The sequence below is a fragment of the Ectopseudomonas khazarica genome (genome assembly GCF_004521985.1).
Taxonomy (GTDB): Bacteria; Pseudomonadota; Gammaproteobacteria; order Pseudomonadales; family Pseudomonadaceae; genus Aquipseudomonas; species Aquipseudomonas khazarica.
Genome location: NZ_SBHZ01000027.1, coordinates 1 through 14,511, shown reverse-complemented (window position 1 = coordinate 14,511; position 14,511 = coordinate 1). Strand labels below are relative to the sequence as shown.

The following is a 14,511-nucleotide window of genomic DNA, read 5'->3' as shown; positions in this document are numbered from 1 at the left end:
TTCGAACTTGTGCGCATGCGCGCCCTCTGAATGCAGGAAGGCCGCCAGACCGGCGGCCTCTTGCAGGCAATGGGAGAGCGCACATGAAAAAGACTGCATCGGCCCACTGGCAGGGCGGCATCAAGGACGGCAAGGGCACCCTTTCCACCCAGAGCGGCGCGCTCAGGGATTCGCCCTACGGCTTCAACACCCGCTTCGCCGACCAGCCCGGCACCAACCCCGAGGAACTGATCGGCGCGGCCCACGCCGGCTGCTTCTCCATGGCGCTGTCCAAGGAGCTGGGGGACGCAGGGATGACCGCACAGAGCATCGATACCCAGGCAGAAGTGACGCTGGACAAGGTCGATGGCGGTTTCGAGATCAGCGCCGTGCACCTGTCGCTGCGGGCGAAAATCCCCGGCGCCGACCGCGCCGCCTTCGAACAGGCCGTGGCGACCGCCAAGAGCGGCTGCCCGGTGTCCAAGGTGCTCAACGCCAAGATCACGCTGGAAGCGGTGCTGGAGGACTGAGCCAGCCGCTTGCGGCTAGATCCCTGTGCCGCAGCGCAGCACCTCGCCTCGCGCCAGCACGTTGCGCTGATCGTCGTACAGCCAGGCCTGCGCCTTCATCAGCAGCGGCCTGGCTTCGACACGGTAGCGCTGGCCCGGCGCGAAGCCGTCATAGCGCAGACGAATCTCGCAGGTCATGCGCAACGGCTCGCTCTGCATGCCAAGCGTGCCGCCGCGCACCTCGAACTGAAAGCGCGTTTCCAGCTCGTGCTTGCCGGGCGTGACCTGGAAGTAACGACCATCCGGCCAGCGCTCGCCGTCCAGGCGGTCGGCCATCAACAGCGTATCGGCGGTGGCGTACAGCTCGACCCAGGCCTGCTGGGGATCGGGCTTGGGCAACGGCGAAGCACAGGCTCCGAGTGTCAGCAGAACGGGAACAGCCAGCAGGGCGCGCATGTCGACCTCCATCTTGGGTTCGGGCACCAGCCTAGCGTGCGCGGGCCGGTCCCGGGGAAATAGTAGAGCCATCTGTCGCGGCGCTTTTCATCCGGAGCCTAGGCACCGACCATCCGGATCGGCTAGCGTGAGCGCATGCCCGACACCTTCTCCATCGACATTCTGCGCCGCCTCGCGGTTCCGCTGCTTGCCCTGCTGCTCGGCGGTTGCTCGACCCTGGACTACTACGCCCATCTCGGCCAGGGCCAGTGGCAGTTGCTGCAGGCGCGCGAGCCCGTCGAGCGACTGCTGCAGGACCCGCAGACCACACCCGATCTGGCCAGGCGCCTGGCGCTGTCACAGCAGGCGAGGGACTTCGCCAGCGCCAGCCTGCGCCTGCCGGACAACCGCAGCTACCGGCTCTACGCCGACCTCAAGCGCCCCTTCGTGGTGTGGAACGTGTTCGCCACGCCCGAGTTCTCCCTCGACCCGGAGCTGCACTGCTTCCCCATCGCCGGCTGCGTCGCCTATCGCGGCTACTACCAGCAGGGTCGCGCCCGTGGCGCCGCCGCGCTGCTCCGCCAACAGGGGCTGGACACCTACATAGGCGGCGTCGAGGCCTACTCCACCCTGGGCTGGTTCGATGACCCGCTGCTCAACAGCATGCTGCGCTGGGACGACGAACGCCTGGTCGCGGTGATCTTCCACGAACTGGCGCACCAGCAGTTCTACCTGCCGGGCGATACCGCCTTCAACGAGTCCTTCGCCACCTTCGTCGAGCGCGAGGGCCTGCGCCAGTGGCACACATCCCGTGGGGAGACGCCCCCCGCCAGCGACGACCATCAGCGCCAGCAGTTCGTCGAACTGGTCCTGGCCAGCCGCGAACGCCTGCGCCTGCTCTACGCCCGCGACCTGCCGGCAGCGGCCATGCGCAGTGCCAAACAGGCCGAATTCGCCCGCCTGCGCCACGACTACCACAGGTTGCGCCAACGCGAGTGGGGCGGCCAGGGCCGCTATGACGCCTGGATCGACGCCCCGTTGAACAACGCCAAGCTGCTGCCCTTCGGCCTCTACGACCAGTGGGTGCCCGCCTTCGCCGCGCTGTTTGCCCGCGAAGGCCGCGACTGGCCGGCCTTCTACGCCGCCGTCGCCGCTCTGGGCCAGTTGCCCGCCGAACAACGCCATGCGCAACTGACCGCCCTGCAGGGTGACGACTAGAACTGCCGGGCAATCTGCCAGTCCAACCTCACAGGTCACCCACAACCCTGGAGATACGCGCGATGCAACGGATGATCCCTGCCCTGGCCCTGCTGATGCTTGCAGGCGGCGCGCTGGCGGCGCCCAAACCCTGCGAGGAGCTCAAGCAGGAAATCGAAGTGAAGATTCAGGCCAACAATGTGCCCAGCTACACCCTGGAAATCGTTGCCAACGACGAAGTCCAGGATCAGAGCATGGTGGTGGGCAGCTGCGACGGCGGCACCAGGAAGATCATCTATCAGCGCAACGACTGAGCCACCCCGGGGGCGTTGCCCATGAAGGCTCCATGCAGCGCCTCCAGCGTCTCGAAATGGAACGCCGGCGCCTCGCCCAGCAACTCCTCACGGCTGCCGAAACCGTAACCCACCGCCACCGCCTGCACGCCGTTGCTGCGTGCGCCGATCAGGTCGTGCTTGCGGTCACCGATCATCAGCGCCGAGCCCGGTGCCAGGCCCTCCGACTCCAGCAGATGCGCCAGCAGCTCCACCTTGTTGGTACGCGTACCATCCAGCTCGCTGCCATAGATGCGCTTGAAGTAGCGGTCGAAACCGAAGTGCCGGGCGATCTCCTCGGCGAAAACCGTGGGTTTGCTGGTGGCGATGTACAGCGTGCGCCCCTGCGCCTGCAGTGCGTCGAGCAGGCTCGGTACGCCTGCGAACATCCGGTTCTCATACAGCCCGGTGACCTTGAAGCGCTCGCGATAATGGTTCACCGCCTGCCAGGCGGTGGCTTCGTCCAGCCCGTAGCTGGCCATGAAGCACTGCAGCAATGGCGGGCCGATGAAATGCTCCAGGGCCGCCAGGTCCGGTTCGTCGATGCCCAGCTTGGCCAGCGCGAACTGCACCGAACGGGTAATACCCTCGCGCGGATCGGTGAGCGTGCCGTCGAGGTCGAAAAGAACGGTGGAATGATGCATGACGAGCACCTCTGGGAAAGCGGAAAGCCGGGAAGGATACTCGCCTGCCCCCCGACAGTTCACCCCTGTACAGGTTGCGCCCGATAGCCCCAGCGCAGCCCGAGGCGGCTGAACGGCCAGAGCAGCGCCAGTTGCACGAGGCCAAAGAGCAGCAGCAGGTCGGAGACACCCACCACCAGCAGCAACACCAGCATGATGATCGCGCACAGCAGCGCACCAGCGATCCATAGCGACAGCGTGATCAGCGCTGCCAGCGCCAGCCGCCCGCCCCTGAAACCACGGACCTGCTCCGGCAAGGCCGAGCGCGCGGCGAAGAACGCCACCAGCATGTAAACGCCGCCATGGAGCAGATTGATCACGCCGGCCCAGCTCTCCAGCTCGAACCCGTAGAACGCACCGTCCATCAGCTCGAGCGCCAGGCCCATCACCTGCAGGTATCCCACCATGATGGCCAGCGCGAAACACCAGGCCAGCGACGTAGCGGCCATCTGCAGGTCACCGTCGGTCACCTCGGCGCTGCGCCGGAACAGCTGCAGCAGCAGCCAGAGCGGCACCAGCACCTCCAGGCAAAAGCTCAGCAGGCCAATGACCGACCAGCCCAGGCTGGTCAGCAGGCGTCCGCTGTACTGATCGTCCAGTAGCTCGTACAGCCACATGTACAGCTGGCCGGAGACGAAACCGAGCCCCCAGGACAGCAGCAGGTAAACCACGCCATAACTCACCAGCAGTCGCGCCGGCTGCCGGTAGCCGGCCAGGCGATGACGTTCCAGGTATGCGCTCGTCAGCCAGTAGACACCCAGTCCCGCCATGAGCAGGTGATTGACCCAGTAAGGGGCGACGTAGCTCAGCCAGACGCTGAAATCGTTCTCGAGATCGCTCCTCCACCAGCCGATCATCGACAGCAGCATGGCGATGACGCTCATCGACAGGGCCACGGCCACCAGATGCCCTGGTAGTGCCGGCAGCGGGCGGGGCGCAGCGGATGGAACGAGCGGGTCGGCCGCGAAGGGGTTGGTTTGAGTCATGGCAATCCTTGTCGGTGCAGGCATCCTGTTCGGTCTGGCGAGCTTAGCCACCCTGCATGGCGGACAAAAGCGCCCGCATGCAGAACTGTGCTGTCGACACGCCCGGCGCGGGCGGCTCAGGTCAGGCTGCGAAACATCACATGGCAGTCCACCAGCCCCAGTCGCGCATGCCGGTAGGCCTTGGGCAGGGTGCCGACGATGGCGAAGCCGAGCTTCTGCCACAACGCCACGGCCACCGTATTGCTCGCCACCACGCTGTTGAACTGCATGGCGCTGAAGCCCAGCTCGCGGCCGACCTGCAGCGAGTGCCGGCACATGGCGCTGGCCACGCCCTTGCCGCGCGCGGCAGGGGCGGTCATATAGCCGCAGTTGCACACATGATCGCCGGGACCGGCGGCGTTGGCCTTGATGTAGTAGGTGCCGAGGATCTGCCCGTGCTGCTCGACGACGAAGGTGGCACGCGGCAGCTCGACCCAGGTTTTCCAGGCCGTTTCGCGATCCATGTCCGGATCGAAGGCGTAGGTTTCCTGCGCCTGCACCACGCCTTCGATGATCGGCCAGACCTGGTCGAAATCGGCGGCCTCGAGAGGACGAATGCGCAGTTCGGCATCACTCACGGCTAGTAGCCCTCGACCAGATGCAGGTCCTTGAGCTTCACGTAGTTGCCCGCCGTGTAGCTGAAGAAGGTGCGCTCCTTGTCGGTCAGCGGCCGTGCCTGCTTGACCGGGCTGCCGACGTACAGGTAGCCGCTTTCCAGGCGCTTGCCCGGCGGCACCAGGGAGCCGGCGCCGATGATCACCTCGTCCTCGACCACGGCGCCGTCCATGACGATGCTGCCCATGCCGACCAGGATGCGGCTGCCCAGGGTGCAGCCGTGCAGGGTGACCTTGTGCCCGACGGTGACCTCGTCGCCGATGATCAGCGGGTAGCCCTCCGGATTGAACGGCCCGGCATGGGTGATGTGCAGCACGCTGCCGTCCTGCACGCTGGTGCGCGCGCCGATGCGGATCTGGTGCATGTCGCCACGGATCACGGTCATCGGCCAGACCGAGCTGTCGTCACCGATCTCGACGTCACCCAGCACCACGGCGCTGGCATCGACGAATACCCGCTCACCGAGCTGCGGAGTGAATTGCTGGTAACTGCGAATCGCCATGATAGAAATCTCCAAGGCTGCGGGAAGGCTTGATTGTAATTAATATGGCCCCCATGTCGGTTGTTATCGTGCCGCCTCGCTGCGCTGCCACGCTCTCAACCCAATCTCCCTTCGTTACAGGTGCCTCGTCGTGACCGCGAACAATCCCCTGCTGCAAGACTTCGACCTGCCGCCTTACTCGCAGATCAAACCCGAGCACGTCGAACCTGCCGTCGAGCAGATCCTGGCCGACAGCCGCGTCGCCATCGCCAAGCTGCTCGAGCGCCAGCAGGCCAATCCGAGCTGGGACGGCCTGGTCCTGGCGCTGGACGAACTGGGTGCGCGCCTGGGCCGCGCCTGGAGCCCGGTGAGCCACCTCAATGCCGTGTGCAACAGCCCGGAACTGCGCGCCGCCTACGAGGCCTGCCTGCCCAAACTGTCGGAATACTGGACCGAGATGGGCCAGAACAAGCCGCTGTTCCAGGCCTACGAAGCGCTGTCGCTGAGCCCGCAGGCGGCCACTTTCGACGTGGCGCAGACGACTATTCTCGAGCACGCCCTGCGTGACTTCCGCCTGTCGGGTATCGACCTGCCGGCCGAACAGCAGAAGCGCTACGGTGAAATCCAGATGCGTCTGTCCGAGCTGACCAGCAGGTTCTCCAACCAGCTGCTCGACGCCACCCAGGCCTGGACCAAGCAGGTGACCGATGAAGCGCTGCTGGTCGGCCTGACCGATTCGGCCAAGGCGCAGATGCAGCAGGCGGCTCAGGCCAAGGGCCTGGACGGCTGGCTGATCACCCTGGAGTTCCCCAGCTACTACGCCGTGATGACCTACGCCGACGACCGCGCCCTGCGCGAAGAGGTGTACGCCGCCTACTGCACCCGCGCCTCCGACCAGGGTCCGAACGCCGGGCAGAACGACAACGGTCCGCTGATGAGCGAGATTCTCGACCTGCGCCAGGAGCTGGCCCGCCTGCTCGGCTTCGCCCACTACAGCGAGCTGAGCCTGGCCAGCAAGATGGCGGAGTCGACCGATCAGGTGCTGAGCTTCCTGCGTGACCTGGCGGTGCGCAGCAAGCCCTTCGCCGAGCAGGACCTGGCCGAGCTCAAGGCCTTCGCCGCCGAGCAGGGCCTCTGCGACCTGCAAAGCTGGGACGTCGGCTACTACAGCGAGAAGCTGCGCCAGCAGCGCTACAGCATCTCCCAGGAGGAAGTGCGCGCCTGGTTCCCGGTGGACAAGGTGCTCAACGGCCTGTTCGCCATCGTGCAGAAGCTCTACGGCATCCAGATCCGCGAGCTGCACGACTTCGACACCTGGCACCCGGACGTGCGCCTGTTCGAGATCAGCGAACACGGCGAGCACGTCGGGCGTTTCTTCTTCGACCTCTACGCCCGCGCCAACAAGCGCGGCGGCGCGTGGATGGATGGCGCCCGCGACAAGCGGCGTGATGCCTCCGGCAAGCTGATCGCCCCGGTCGCCAACCTGGTGTGCAACTTCACCCCGCCGGTCGGCGGCAAGCCGGCGCTGCTGACCCACGACGAAGTCACCACCCTGTTCCACGAATTCGGCCACGGCCTGCACCACCTGCTGACCCGCGTCGAGCACGCCGGCGCCTCGGGCATCAACGGCGTGGCCTGGGATGCGGTCGAGCTGCCCAGCCAGTTCATGGAGAACTGGTGCTGGGAGCCGGAAGGCCTGGCGCTGATCTCCGGCCACCATGAAACCGGCGAAGCGCTGCCACAGGCCATGCTGGACAAGATGCTGGCGGCGAAGAACTTCCAGTCCGGGCTGATGATGGTGCGCCAGCTGGAGTTCTCCCTGTTCGATTTCGAGCTGCATGCCACCCACGGCGACGGCCGCAGCGTGCTGGACGTGCTCGAAGGCGTGCGCAGCGAGGTCTCGGTGATGCGACCGCCGGCCTACAACCGCTTCGCCAATGGTTTCGCGCACATCTTCGCCGGCGGCTACGCAGCCGGTTACTACAGCTACAAGTGGGCCGAAGTGCTCAGTGCCGATGCCTTCTCCAAGTTCGAGGAAGAAGGCGTGTTCAACAGCGCCACCGGCAGCGCCTTCCGCGAGGCCATCCTCGCCCGTGGCGGCTCGCAGGCGCCGATGGTGCTGTTCGTCGACTTCCGTGGCCGCGAACCGAGCATCGACGCCCTGCTGCGTCACCTCGGCCTGAGCCAGGAGGCCGCATGAGCGATGCGCCTGTGAACAGCACGCCGAAACGCTTCATCGCCGGCGCCGTGTGCCCGGCGTGCAGCGAGACCGACAGCATCAAGATGTGGAACGTCGATGGCGTGCCGCACCGCGAGTGCGTCAAGTGCGGCTACGCCGACACCCTCGACGCCCGTGGCAACTCGGTGCCCAGGGAACTGCCCACGCGGGTCAACGTCAGCGGCCTGAAGCCCAAGGCGGCCGATCCGAACGTGCAGGCGGTGCAGTTCTTCCCCAATCCTAAGCTGAAGAAGCCCAGCGAGTAGTCCCACTTCTGGCCATGGAGGGCCGTATGCGTTGTCTACCCCTGTTACTGCTCAGCGCCGCATTGCCGGTGGCGGCCGAGCTGCGTGTCGAGAACCAGGAAGCCAAGCGTAGCGAGTGGGAAGCCTACCGTTTCCCCCTGTTCAACGGTGACAGCCCTGCCATCGGGCGCATCAATACCTACCTGCATGCGGTCGTGCTGAACGGCCTGCCTGGGCGCTTCGAGCGCTCGCCATTCGAACGCATCTGGCCCAAGGAGGGCGAAATCTGGGGGACCAACAACATCGATTACATGATCGATGGCCAGGGGCCGGGTTACCTGTCCCTGAGCGTGACTGGCGAATACACCGGCGCCTATACCAGCATGGGTACTTTTACCTACCCCTTCGACCTGACCAGCGGCCGCCCCATCGGCCTCGAGCAGTTGTTCACGCCAGCGGGCCTGCAACGGCTGGGCGAACGTGTGGGCCATGAACGCGGCCAGCGCATCGAGGCATTTCTCGCCGAATTGCCGCCTCCGGCCGACGCCACGGCAGAGCTGGACGAGGATGACGAGCGCCTCGAAACCCAGCGTTCGATGTATCAAGAGTGCTTGCCCAGACGCAGCAACAGCGATCTGACATACAACCGGGTGGAGCTGGGTCGCGATAGCCTGAAGCTGATCGCCGAAGGCTGCGCACCGCATGTCGTGCTGGCACTGGACGACCTGAGCGAGTACAGCAACAGCATTCCCTATGCGCAATTGGCCGATGACTTCAGCCCCTACGGTCGCTGCCTGCTGCTGGAGCAGCGCAGCGACTGCCAGCGTCCTGCCGATCTGCGTGCCGGTGGCGCCTACCGAGGCAAGATCGATGGCCGCTACGCGATCAGCCTGGTGCTGGAGGGCAACGTCTATGCCTCCAGCAGCTACTTCTACGAGCGTTACGCCCGGCAGATCGAACTGAGCCAGCGGACCATCAGTGCTAATCAGGTTCGCCTGTACGAAGGTGGCGACAACCCTGCCATCTTCGACCTGCACTTGCAGCCGGACGGCTCACTAACCGGCACCTGGCAGCAGCAAGGCGGCAAGGCGCTGCCCGTGGAACTGCGCTGATCTGCTCACTGACTGCGCAAGGCAAGTGAAGATTCATCCCGCAAGTTACACGCTACTCGCGAAAGAACTCTCCTGGAGTTGCGCCAAACTGGCGGCGAAAGGCGGCGATAAAGGCCGATAGCGAGTCATACCCGCAGGCCAGCGCCACATCGGTGACACGCTCGCCCTGCTCCAACGGGGTAAGCGCATCGAGCAGGCGTTGGCGCTGGCGCCACATACGAAAGCTCAGGCCCGTTTCGCGCAGGAACAGGCGACTCAAGGTTTTCTCCGAAACCCCCAGCCGCTCGCCCCATTCACCCAGGCCCAGTTGGCGCAGCGTCGCATCCTCCAACCCCTGACACACGTCGCGCAGCCGTGCGTCCTGCGGCAACGGCAGCATCAGCGCGACATCCGGGGCAGCGCGCAGTTCGTCCAGCAGCACCGCGGCCAGCCGGCCCGGCGCGCCCTGCTCATCGTACTCCGCGGGCAGTGCACTGAAACCACGAATCAGCTCGCGCAGCAGCGGGCTGACCGCCAGCACACGGCAGTCGGGCGAACCCCAGGGCACGGCACTACCGTCGATGTACAGGCTGCGCATCTCGGTACGAGGCGAGCTGAGCACCTGATGTTCGACACCTGCCGGCACCCACACCGCGCGCTGCGGCGGGGCGACGAAGCGGGCCCCAGCGGTCTGCACCTCGAGCACCCCGGCGATGGCATAGGACAGCTGCACCCAGGGGTGGGTATGACGGAAGGTCAGCGCACGGTTGGTCAGCGACTCGACCCGGCCATAGAGCGGCCGAGGCAGGCTGGGCAACTCGGGCAGGCTGCGATGCAGGGTAGCGGGATGTCTGCTTAGCGACACTTGCTGGCTCTTTAGCGTTAGCCGGAAATTTTCGACGACGATAGTCTGACGCCCTCCTGTATCGCAAGTCCGAGATTCGCCATGTTCCTGCGCCGTCTGCTGCCTGACAACTTCACCCTGACCCTGCTCGCCGTGGTACTCGCCGCCACGCTGCTGCCCGCCAGCGGCCAGGTCGCCACCGCGTTCGAATGGATCACCAACCTGGCCATCGCCCTGCTGTTCTTCATGCACGGCGCCAAGCTGTCACGCCAGGCGATCGTCGCCGGTGCCGGTCACTGGCGCCTGCACCTGCTGGTATTTTCCTGCACCTTCATCCTCTTCCCGCTGCTCGGGCTGGCGCTGCGCCCTGCCCTGGAGCCGCTGCTGGGCAGCGAGCTGTTCATGGGCATGCTCTACCTCTGCGCGCTGCCGGCCACGGTGCAGTCGGCCATCGCCTTCACCTCCCTGGCACGCGGCAATGTCGCGGCGGCGATCTGCAGTGCGGCGGCCTCCAGCCTGCTGGGCATCTTCATCACGCCGCTGCTGGTGGCAGTGCTGATGGGCGTGCACGGCGACAACGGCTCGACCCTCGACGCCATCGGCAAGATCAGCCTGCAACTGCTGCTGCCGTTCATCCTCGGCCAGATCGCCCAACGCTGGATCGGCGGCTGGGTGACGCAGAACAAGAACTGGCTGAAGTACGTCGACCAGAGTTCGATCCTGCTGGTGGTCTACACCGCCTTCAGCGCCGCGGTGATCGGCGGCCTCTGGCAGCAGGTGCCGCTGGTCACGCTGCTGGCGGTGGTCGTCGCCTGCTGCGTGCTGCTGGCCCTGGCGCTGCTGCTGACCCACCTGCTCGGCAAGTGGCTGGGCTTCAACCTGGAGGACCGCATCACCATCCTCTTCTGCGGGTCGAAGAAGAGCCTGGCCACTGGCGTGCCCATGGCCCAGGTGCTGTTCGCCGGCAGCGCCATCGGCGTGCTGATCCTGCCACTGATGCTCTTTCACCAGATCCAGCTGATGGTCTGCGCGGTACTGGCGCAGCGCTACGCCCAGCGCAAGGACGGGACGCAACCGGCGACCGCCTGAGCGGCGCCGCGACAAAAGGGACTTGCCCGGGCGCCAGATGACTGTATTTTTATACAGTATTCTCAGGAGCCCGTTCATGTCCGTCAGCCTGCCGCCACGAGGCCGTGGTACCGCCAGCAACCCACACAACCGTTATGCACCGACCCGTTCGGAGCAGCAGGACGACGGCTGGTATCAGGAGGAAACGCCGCCGAGCCGCGCCACCGAGGTGCGCAAGGAAAAGGCGAAGACGGCCATCACCCGCAACAACTCACCGGATGTCGGCTTCGATCGCTCGGTGAACCCCTACCGTGGCTGCGAGCATGGCTGCATCTACTGCTTCGCCAGGCCGACCCATGCCTACTGGGACATGTCACCGGGCATCGACTTCGAGACCCGCCTGATCGCCAAGACCAACCTGGCCGAGCGCCTCGAAGAGCAGCTGCAGAAACCCGGTTACGTGCCGCAGCCCATCGCCCTGGGCATCAACACCGACGCCTACCAGCCCATCGAGCGCGAACAGCGCCTGACCCGCCAGGCGCTGGAAATCCTGCTGCGCTACAAGCACCCGCTGCACATCATCACCAAGGGCTCGCTGATCCTGCGCGACCTCGACCTGCTCGGCGAACTGGCCAGCCACAACCTGGTCAGCGTGGCCTTCAGCCTGACCACCCTGGACGACGAGCTCAAGCGCATCATGGAACCGCGCACCGCAGCACCAGCGGCGCGCCTGAGGGCCATGCGCACGCTGCACGAGGCGGGTGTGCCGGTCAGCGTGCTCTGCGCACCGATGATTCCCATGATCAACGACATGGAACTGGAAGCGCTGCTGGAGGCCGCCCGGGATGCCGGTGCCCGCTCGGCCGGCTATGTGCTGCTGCGCCTGCCGCTGGAAATCGCCGACCTGTTCGAGGAATGGCTGCAGGTGCACTTTCCGGAGCGCGCCGCCCATGTGATGAGCCTGATCCGCCAGAGCCGTGGCGGCAGGAACTACGACAGCCGCTTCGGCAGCCGCATGCGTGGCGAGGGGCAGTTCGCCGACCTGCTGGAACAGCGCTTCCGCCTGGCGCGCCGCAAGTTCGGCCTGGACCGCCGGGGCAGCGTGGTGCTGGATTGCACGCAGTTCTGCCCGCCGGGTGCGCAATTGAGTCTGCTCTGACTTGGCAGCGGGCGCCGATATGTTAAAACGTGGTCAACCGAGGCATTGACCGGCGCACCCCATGACCCGCACATCCCGCGTAGCCGACCCGTCCTACGAACTGATGGACGACCATGAAGGCCATTCGCTGATCTACCGTCAGCACGGTTTCCCTTCGCCACTGGTGCGCTGGCATTTCCACAAGGAATACGAGCTGCACCTGATCGTCGCCAGTTCGGGCAAGGTGTTCATCGGCGACTACATCGGCAACTTCTCCGCCAACACCCTGTTTCTCACCGGCCCGGGGCTGCCGCACAACTGGATCAGCCAGGTCGAGGAAGGCGAACGGGTGGAAACCCGCGACATGCTGGTCAACTTCACCGACGAGGTGCTGGAAAGCGGCACCGCCGTGTTCGCCGAACTCAAGACCCTGCAGCCCCTGCTCGCCCGCGCGCAGTTCGGCATCGAGTTCCGCGACCCGCAGCTGATTCGCGAAGCCGCCGTGCTGCTGGGCAGGATCGCCAGCAGCCGTGGGATCACCCGCCTGGGCCACTTCTTCATCCTCATGGAGCTGCTCGCCGGCAGCGAGGACTACCAGCTGCTCTCGGCCGTGACCTCGTCGGAGCTGGGCGACGAGCAGCACGTCGAACGCATCAACCGGGCGGTGGACTACATCTTTCAGCACTATGCACAGGGCATCAGCCAGGAGGAGGTCGCCGAGCACCTGGGCATGACACCCACCTACTTCTCGCGCTTCTTCAAGCAGGCCACCGGGCGCTGTTTCGTCGAGTTCGTCAATCGCCTGCGGGTGAGCAAATCCTGCGAGCTGCTGAGCAAGAGCGACAAGCCGGTGACCGAGGTCTGCTTCGAGTCCGGCTTCAGCAACATCTCCAACTTCAACCGCCGCTTCCAGCAGCTCAAGGGCATGACGCCCTCCGGCTATCGCAAGCTGGCGGTGCAGCGCCTGACCGAGCAAAACCTGTACTGAATCGGCAGCGCCCCTGTCCCCCGATATCGCCACAGCCCCTCATCTCAGGCAGTTCCGCTGCTCGCCAGGCGGGTTGAGCATTGCCCATCGAGTGCAAAAAAGTATCGGCCACTGTGCGCTCAAGGATTTGTCCGCGCGGCCCAGCGGGGGTGTAATCCGGGCCGAGCGAAACAAAAACAATAACGTTCTTCCGTAGCCGTACCGGCGCGGGAGAGGAGTTCACAAGCATGAACAACTCGATCAAAGCCCTCGTTGCAGCCTCTTGCCTGTCCCTCACCGTCGTCGCCCAGGGCGCCGAAACCCTGACCATCGCCACGGTCAACAACAGCGACATGATCCGCATGCAGCGCCTGTCGAAGACCTTCGAAGAACAGAACCCGGACATCAAGCTCAAGTGGGTGGTGCTCGAAGAGAACGTGCTGCGCCAGCGCCTGACCACCGACATCGCCACCCAGGGCGGCCAGTTCGACGTCCTCACCATCGGCATGTACGAAGCCGCACTGTGGGGCGAAAAAGGCTGGCTGGAGCCGATGACCGATCTGCCGGCCGACTATCACCTCGACGACGTGTTCCCCTCGGTGCGTGAAGGCCTGTCGGCCAAGGGCACGCTGTACGCCCTGCCGTTCTACGCCGAAGCTTCGATCACCTATTACCGCAAGGACCTGTTCGAGCAGGCCGGCCTGCAGATGCCGGAGCAGCCGACCTGGGCACAGCTCGCCGAGTTCGCCGGCAAGCTGCACCAGCCGGAGCAGGGCGTCTACGGCCTGTGCCTGCGCGGCAAGGCCGGCTGGGGCGAGAACATGGCGCTGATCACCACCCTGGCCAATGCCTACGGTGCGCGCTGGTTCGATGAGCAATGGCAGCCGGAATTCACCGGCAGCGAATGGAAGAACGCGCTGAACTTCTACGTCGACAACATGAAGAAGTACGGCCCGCCGGGCGCCTCGAGCAACGGTTTCAACGAAAACCTGGCGCTGTTCAACAGTGGCAAGTGCGCGCAGTGGGTCGACGCCAGCGTGGCCGGCTCGTTCGTCACCGACCCGTCGCAGAGCAAGGTCAGCGACGCGGTGGGCTTCACCTTCGCGCCGACCCAGGTCACCGACAAGGGTGCTTCCTGGCTGTACTCCTGGGCACTGGCGATTCCCACCAGCTCCAAGTCCAAGGCTGCCGCCAAGACCTTCAGTGCCTGGGCCACTTCGCAGGCCTACGCCAAGCTGGTGGCCGACACCGACGGTGTGGCCAACGTACCGCCTGGCACCCGTGCCTCGACCTACAGCGATGCCTACATGCAGGCGGCGCCGTTCGCCAAGGTCACCCTGGATTCGCTGAAGCAGGCCGACCCGGCCAACCCCAGCGCCAAGCCCGTGCCCTACGTGGGTATTCAGCTGGTGACCATTCCCGAGTTCCAGGCCATCGGCACCAGTGTCGGCAAGCTGTTCGCCGCCGCGCTGACCGGCCAGATGCAGCCGGAGCAGGCCCTGCAGGCCGCGCAGCAGAGCACGGCGCGGGAAATGAAGCGCGCGGGATACCCGAAGTAAGTCACGCGCAGCGTCCCGGTGTGGGTCAGCGCCGTCGCAGGTGAAGCGCGGCGCGCCACCCGAGCAGGCAAGAGTCGGCGTCGCGTCGCTGCTCCACCGGGCGCCCACCCCACCCGACGCAACGC

General features: G+C 65.5%; 16 protein-coding genes. 10 read left to right on the top strand and 6 right to left on the bottom strand.

Annotation, left to right across the window (positions count from 1 at the left end):
* The first annotated feature begins 83 nt into the window (after positions 1 to 83).
* On the top strand, positions 84 to 509 hold the full coding sequence (locus tag EPK82_RS23735; protein WP_134678246.1) for an OsmC family protein: 426 nt from the start codon (positions 84 to 86) through the stop codon (positions 507 to 509).
* A gap of 15 nt (positions 510 to 524) precedes the next feature.
* On the opposite strand, the gene EPK82_RS23730 is transcribed toward EPK82_RS23735, so the two are convergent.
* Positions 525 to 944 carry a PA0061/PA0062 family lipoprotein gene (locus EPK82_RS23730; protein ID WP_134678245.1) on the bottom strand — a complete coding sequence of 140 codons (420 nt, stop codon included), beginning with the start codon at positions 942 to 944 and terminating at the stop codon, positions 525 to 527.
* A 135-nt stretch (positions 945 to 1,079) separates the two neighbouring features.
* Here EPK82_RS23730 and EPK82_RS23725 point away from each other — a divergent pair, with 135 nt between their 5' ends.
* Together EPK82_RS23725 and EPK82_RS23720 are read left to right on the top strand one after the other, a co-directional pair.
* A complete protein-coding gene (locus EPK82_RS23725; RefSeq protein WP_134678244.1) occupies positions 1,080 to 2,141 on the top strand; it encodes an aminopeptidase in 1,062 nt (353 codons plus the stop codon).
* A gap of 62 nt (positions 2,142 to 2,203) precedes the next feature.
* Positions 2,204 to 2,434 (top strand): DUF1161 domain-containing protein, encoded by a 231-nt coding sequence (locus EPK82_RS23720; protein WP_037054573.1) that lies wholly within the window; start codon positions 2,204 to 2,206, stop codon positions 2,432 to 2,434.
* On the opposite strand, the gene EPK82_RS23715 is transcribed toward EPK82_RS23720, so the two are convergent.
* The 4 genes from EPK82_RS23715 to EPK82_RS23700 form a co-directional block, all read right to left on the bottom strand.
* The gene (locus EPK82_RS23715; protein WP_134678243.1) at positions 2,419 to 3,096 is read right to left on the bottom strand and encodes an HAD family hydrolase; all 678 of its coding nucleotides are present in this window, start codon (positions 3,094 to 3,096) and stop codon (positions 2,419 to 2,421) included. The genes EPK82_RS23720 and EPK82_RS23715 overlap by 16 nt on opposite strands.
* Positions 3,097 to 3,155: 59 nt before the next feature.
* Positions 3,156 to 4,121: a hypothetical protein gene (locus EPK82_RS23710; protein ID WP_134678242.1), complete on the bottom strand. Its 966-nt coding sequence runs from the start codon at positions 4,119 to 4,121 to the stop codon at positions 3,156 to 3,158.
* 116 nt (positions 4,122 to 4,237) lie between these two features.
* Positions 4,238 to 4,738 carry a GNAT family N-acetyltransferase gene (locus EPK82_RS23705; protein ID WP_208651177.1) on the bottom strand — a complete coding sequence of 167 codons (501 nt, stop codon included), beginning with the start codon at positions 4,736 to 4,738 and terminating at the stop codon, positions 4,238 to 4,240.
* Between the two features lie 2 nt (positions 4,739 to 4,740).
* Positions 4,741 to 5,277, bottom strand: coding sequence for a gamma carbonic anhydrase family protein (locus EPK82_RS23700; protein WP_047585228.1), 537 nt, complete (start codon positions 5,275 to 5,277; stop codon positions 4,741 to 4,743).
* A 130-nt stretch (positions 5,278 to 5,407) separates the two neighbouring features.
* Here EPK82_RS23700 and prlC point away from each other — a divergent pair, with 130 nt between their 5' ends.
* From prlC to EPK82_RS23685, 3 genes are read left to right on the top strand one after another with little or no spacing between them, the layout of a single operon-like run.
* Positions 5,408 to 7,456 carry an oligopeptidase A gene (gene prlC, locus EPK82_RS23695; RefSeq protein WP_134678241.1) on the top strand — a complete coding sequence of 683 codons (2,049 nt, stop codon included), beginning with the start codon at positions 5,408 to 5,410 and terminating at the stop codon, positions 7,454 to 7,456.
* Entirely contained in the window at positions 7,453 to 7,740 is a 288-nt protein-coding gene (locus EPK82_RS23690; RefSeq protein WP_037054561.1) for a YheV family putative zinc ribbon protein, read from the top strand. Before prlC ends, EPK82_RS23690 begins: the two co-directional genes overlap by 4 nt.
* A 26-nt stretch (positions 7,741 to 7,766) precedes the next feature.
* Positions 7,767 to 8,831: a hypothetical protein gene (locus tag EPK82_RS23685; RefSeq protein WP_134678240.1), complete on the top strand. Its 1,065-nt coding sequence runs from the start codon at positions 7,767 to 7,769 to the stop codon at positions 8,829 to 8,831.
* Between the two features lie 52 nt (positions 8,832 to 8,883).
* Here the strand turns inward: EPK82_RS23685 and EPK82_RS23680 are convergent, their stop codons facing one another.
* A complete protein-coding gene (locus tag EPK82_RS23680; RefSeq protein ID WP_134678239.1) occupies positions 8,884 to 9,675 on the bottom strand; it encodes an AraC family transcriptional regulator in 792 nt (263 codons plus the stop codon).
* An 81-nt stretch (positions 9,676 to 9,756) separates the two neighbouring features.
* Here EPK82_RS23680 and EPK82_RS23675 point away from each other — a divergent pair, with 81 nt between their 5' ends.
* The 4 genes from EPK82_RS23675 (at position 9,757) to EPK82_RS23660 (ending at position 14,386) form a co-directional block, all read left to right on the top strand.
* The gene (locus tag EPK82_RS23675; protein ID WP_134678238.1) at positions 9,757 to 10,743 is read left to right on the top strand and encodes a bile acid:sodium symporter family protein; all 987 of its coding nucleotides are present in this window, start codon (positions 9,757 to 9,759) and stop codon (positions 10,741 to 10,743) included.
* Positions 10,744 to 10,819: 76 nt separating this feature from the next.
* A complete protein-coding gene (locus EPK82_RS23670) occupies positions 10,820 to 11,881 on the top strand; it encodes a PA0069 family radical SAM protein (RefSeq protein WP_134678237.1) in 1,062 nt (353 codons plus the stop codon).
* A 61-nt stretch (positions 11,882 to 11,942) separates the two neighbouring features.
* The gene (locus EPK82_RS23665) at positions 11,943 to 12,848 is read left to right on the top strand and encodes an AraC family transcriptional regulator (RefSeq protein ID WP_134678236.1); all 906 of its coding nucleotides are present in this window, start codon (positions 11,943 to 11,945) and stop codon (positions 12,846 to 12,848) included.
* 227 nt (positions 12,849 to 13,075) lie between these two features.
* A complete protein-coding gene (locus EPK82_RS23660) occupies positions 13,076 to 14,386 on the top strand; it encodes an ABC transporter substrate-binding protein (protein ID WP_037054551.1) in 1,311 nt (436 codons plus the stop codon).
* The last annotated feature ends 125 nt before the right edge of the window (positions 14,387 to 14,511 follow it).

Excerpts from the sequence above, each read along its gene's own strand:
- EPK82_RS23710 (WP_134678242.1), bottom strand. The coding sequence starts at position 4,121 with ATGACTCAAACCAACCCCTTCGCGGCCGACCCGCTCGTTCCATCCGCT.
- EPK82_RS23730 (WP_134678245.1), bottom strand. The coding sequence starts at position 944 with ATGCGCGCCCTGCTGGCTGTTCCCGTTCTGCTGACACTCGGAGCCTGT.
- EPK82_RS23665 (WP_134678236.1), top strand. The coding sequence starts at position 11,943 with ATGACCCGCACATCCCGCGTAGCCGACCCGTCCTACGAACTGATGGAC.
- EPK82_RS23675 (WP_134678238.1), top strand. The coding sequence starts at position 9,757 with ATGTTCCTGCGCCGTCTGCTGCCTGACAACTTCACCCTGACCCTGCTC.
- EPK82_RS23720 (WP_037054573.1), top strand. The coding sequence starts at position 2,204 with ATGCAACGGATGATCCCTGCCCTGGCCCTGCTGATGCTTGCAGGCGGC.
- EPK82_RS23685 (WP_134678240.1), top strand. The coding sequence starts at position 7,767 with ATGCGTTGTCTACCCCTGTTACTGCTCAGCGCCGCATTGCCGGTGGCG.
- EPK82_RS23670 (WP_134678237.1), top strand. The coding sequence starts at position 10,820 with ATGTCCGTCAGCCTGCCGCCACGAGGCCGTGGTACCGCCAGCAACCCA.
- EPK82_RS23715 (WP_134678243.1), bottom strand. The coding sequence starts at position 3,096 with ATGCATCATTCCACCGTTCTTTTCGACCTCGACGGCACGCTCACCGAT.
- EPK82_RS23700 (WP_047585228.1), bottom strand. The coding sequence starts at position 5,277 with ATGGCGATTCGCAGTTACCAGCAATTCACTCCGCAGCTCGGTGAGCGG.
- EPK82_RS23735 (WP_134678246.1), top strand. The coding sequence starts at position 84 with ATGAAAAAGACTGCATCGGCCCACTGGCAGGGCGGCATCAAGGACGGC.
- EPK82_RS23690 (WP_037054561.1), top strand. The coding sequence starts at position 7,453 with ATGAGCGATGCGCCTGTGAACAGCACGCCGAAACGCTTCATCGCCGGC.
- EPK82_RS23660 (WP_037054551.1), top strand. The coding sequence starts at position 13,076 with ATGAACAACTCGATCAAAGCCCTCGTTGCAGCCTCTTGCCTGTCCCTC.
- EPK82_RS23725 (WP_134678244.1), top strand. The coding sequence starts at position 1,080 with ATGCCCGACACCTTCTCCATCGACATTCTGCGCCGCCTCGCGGTTCCG.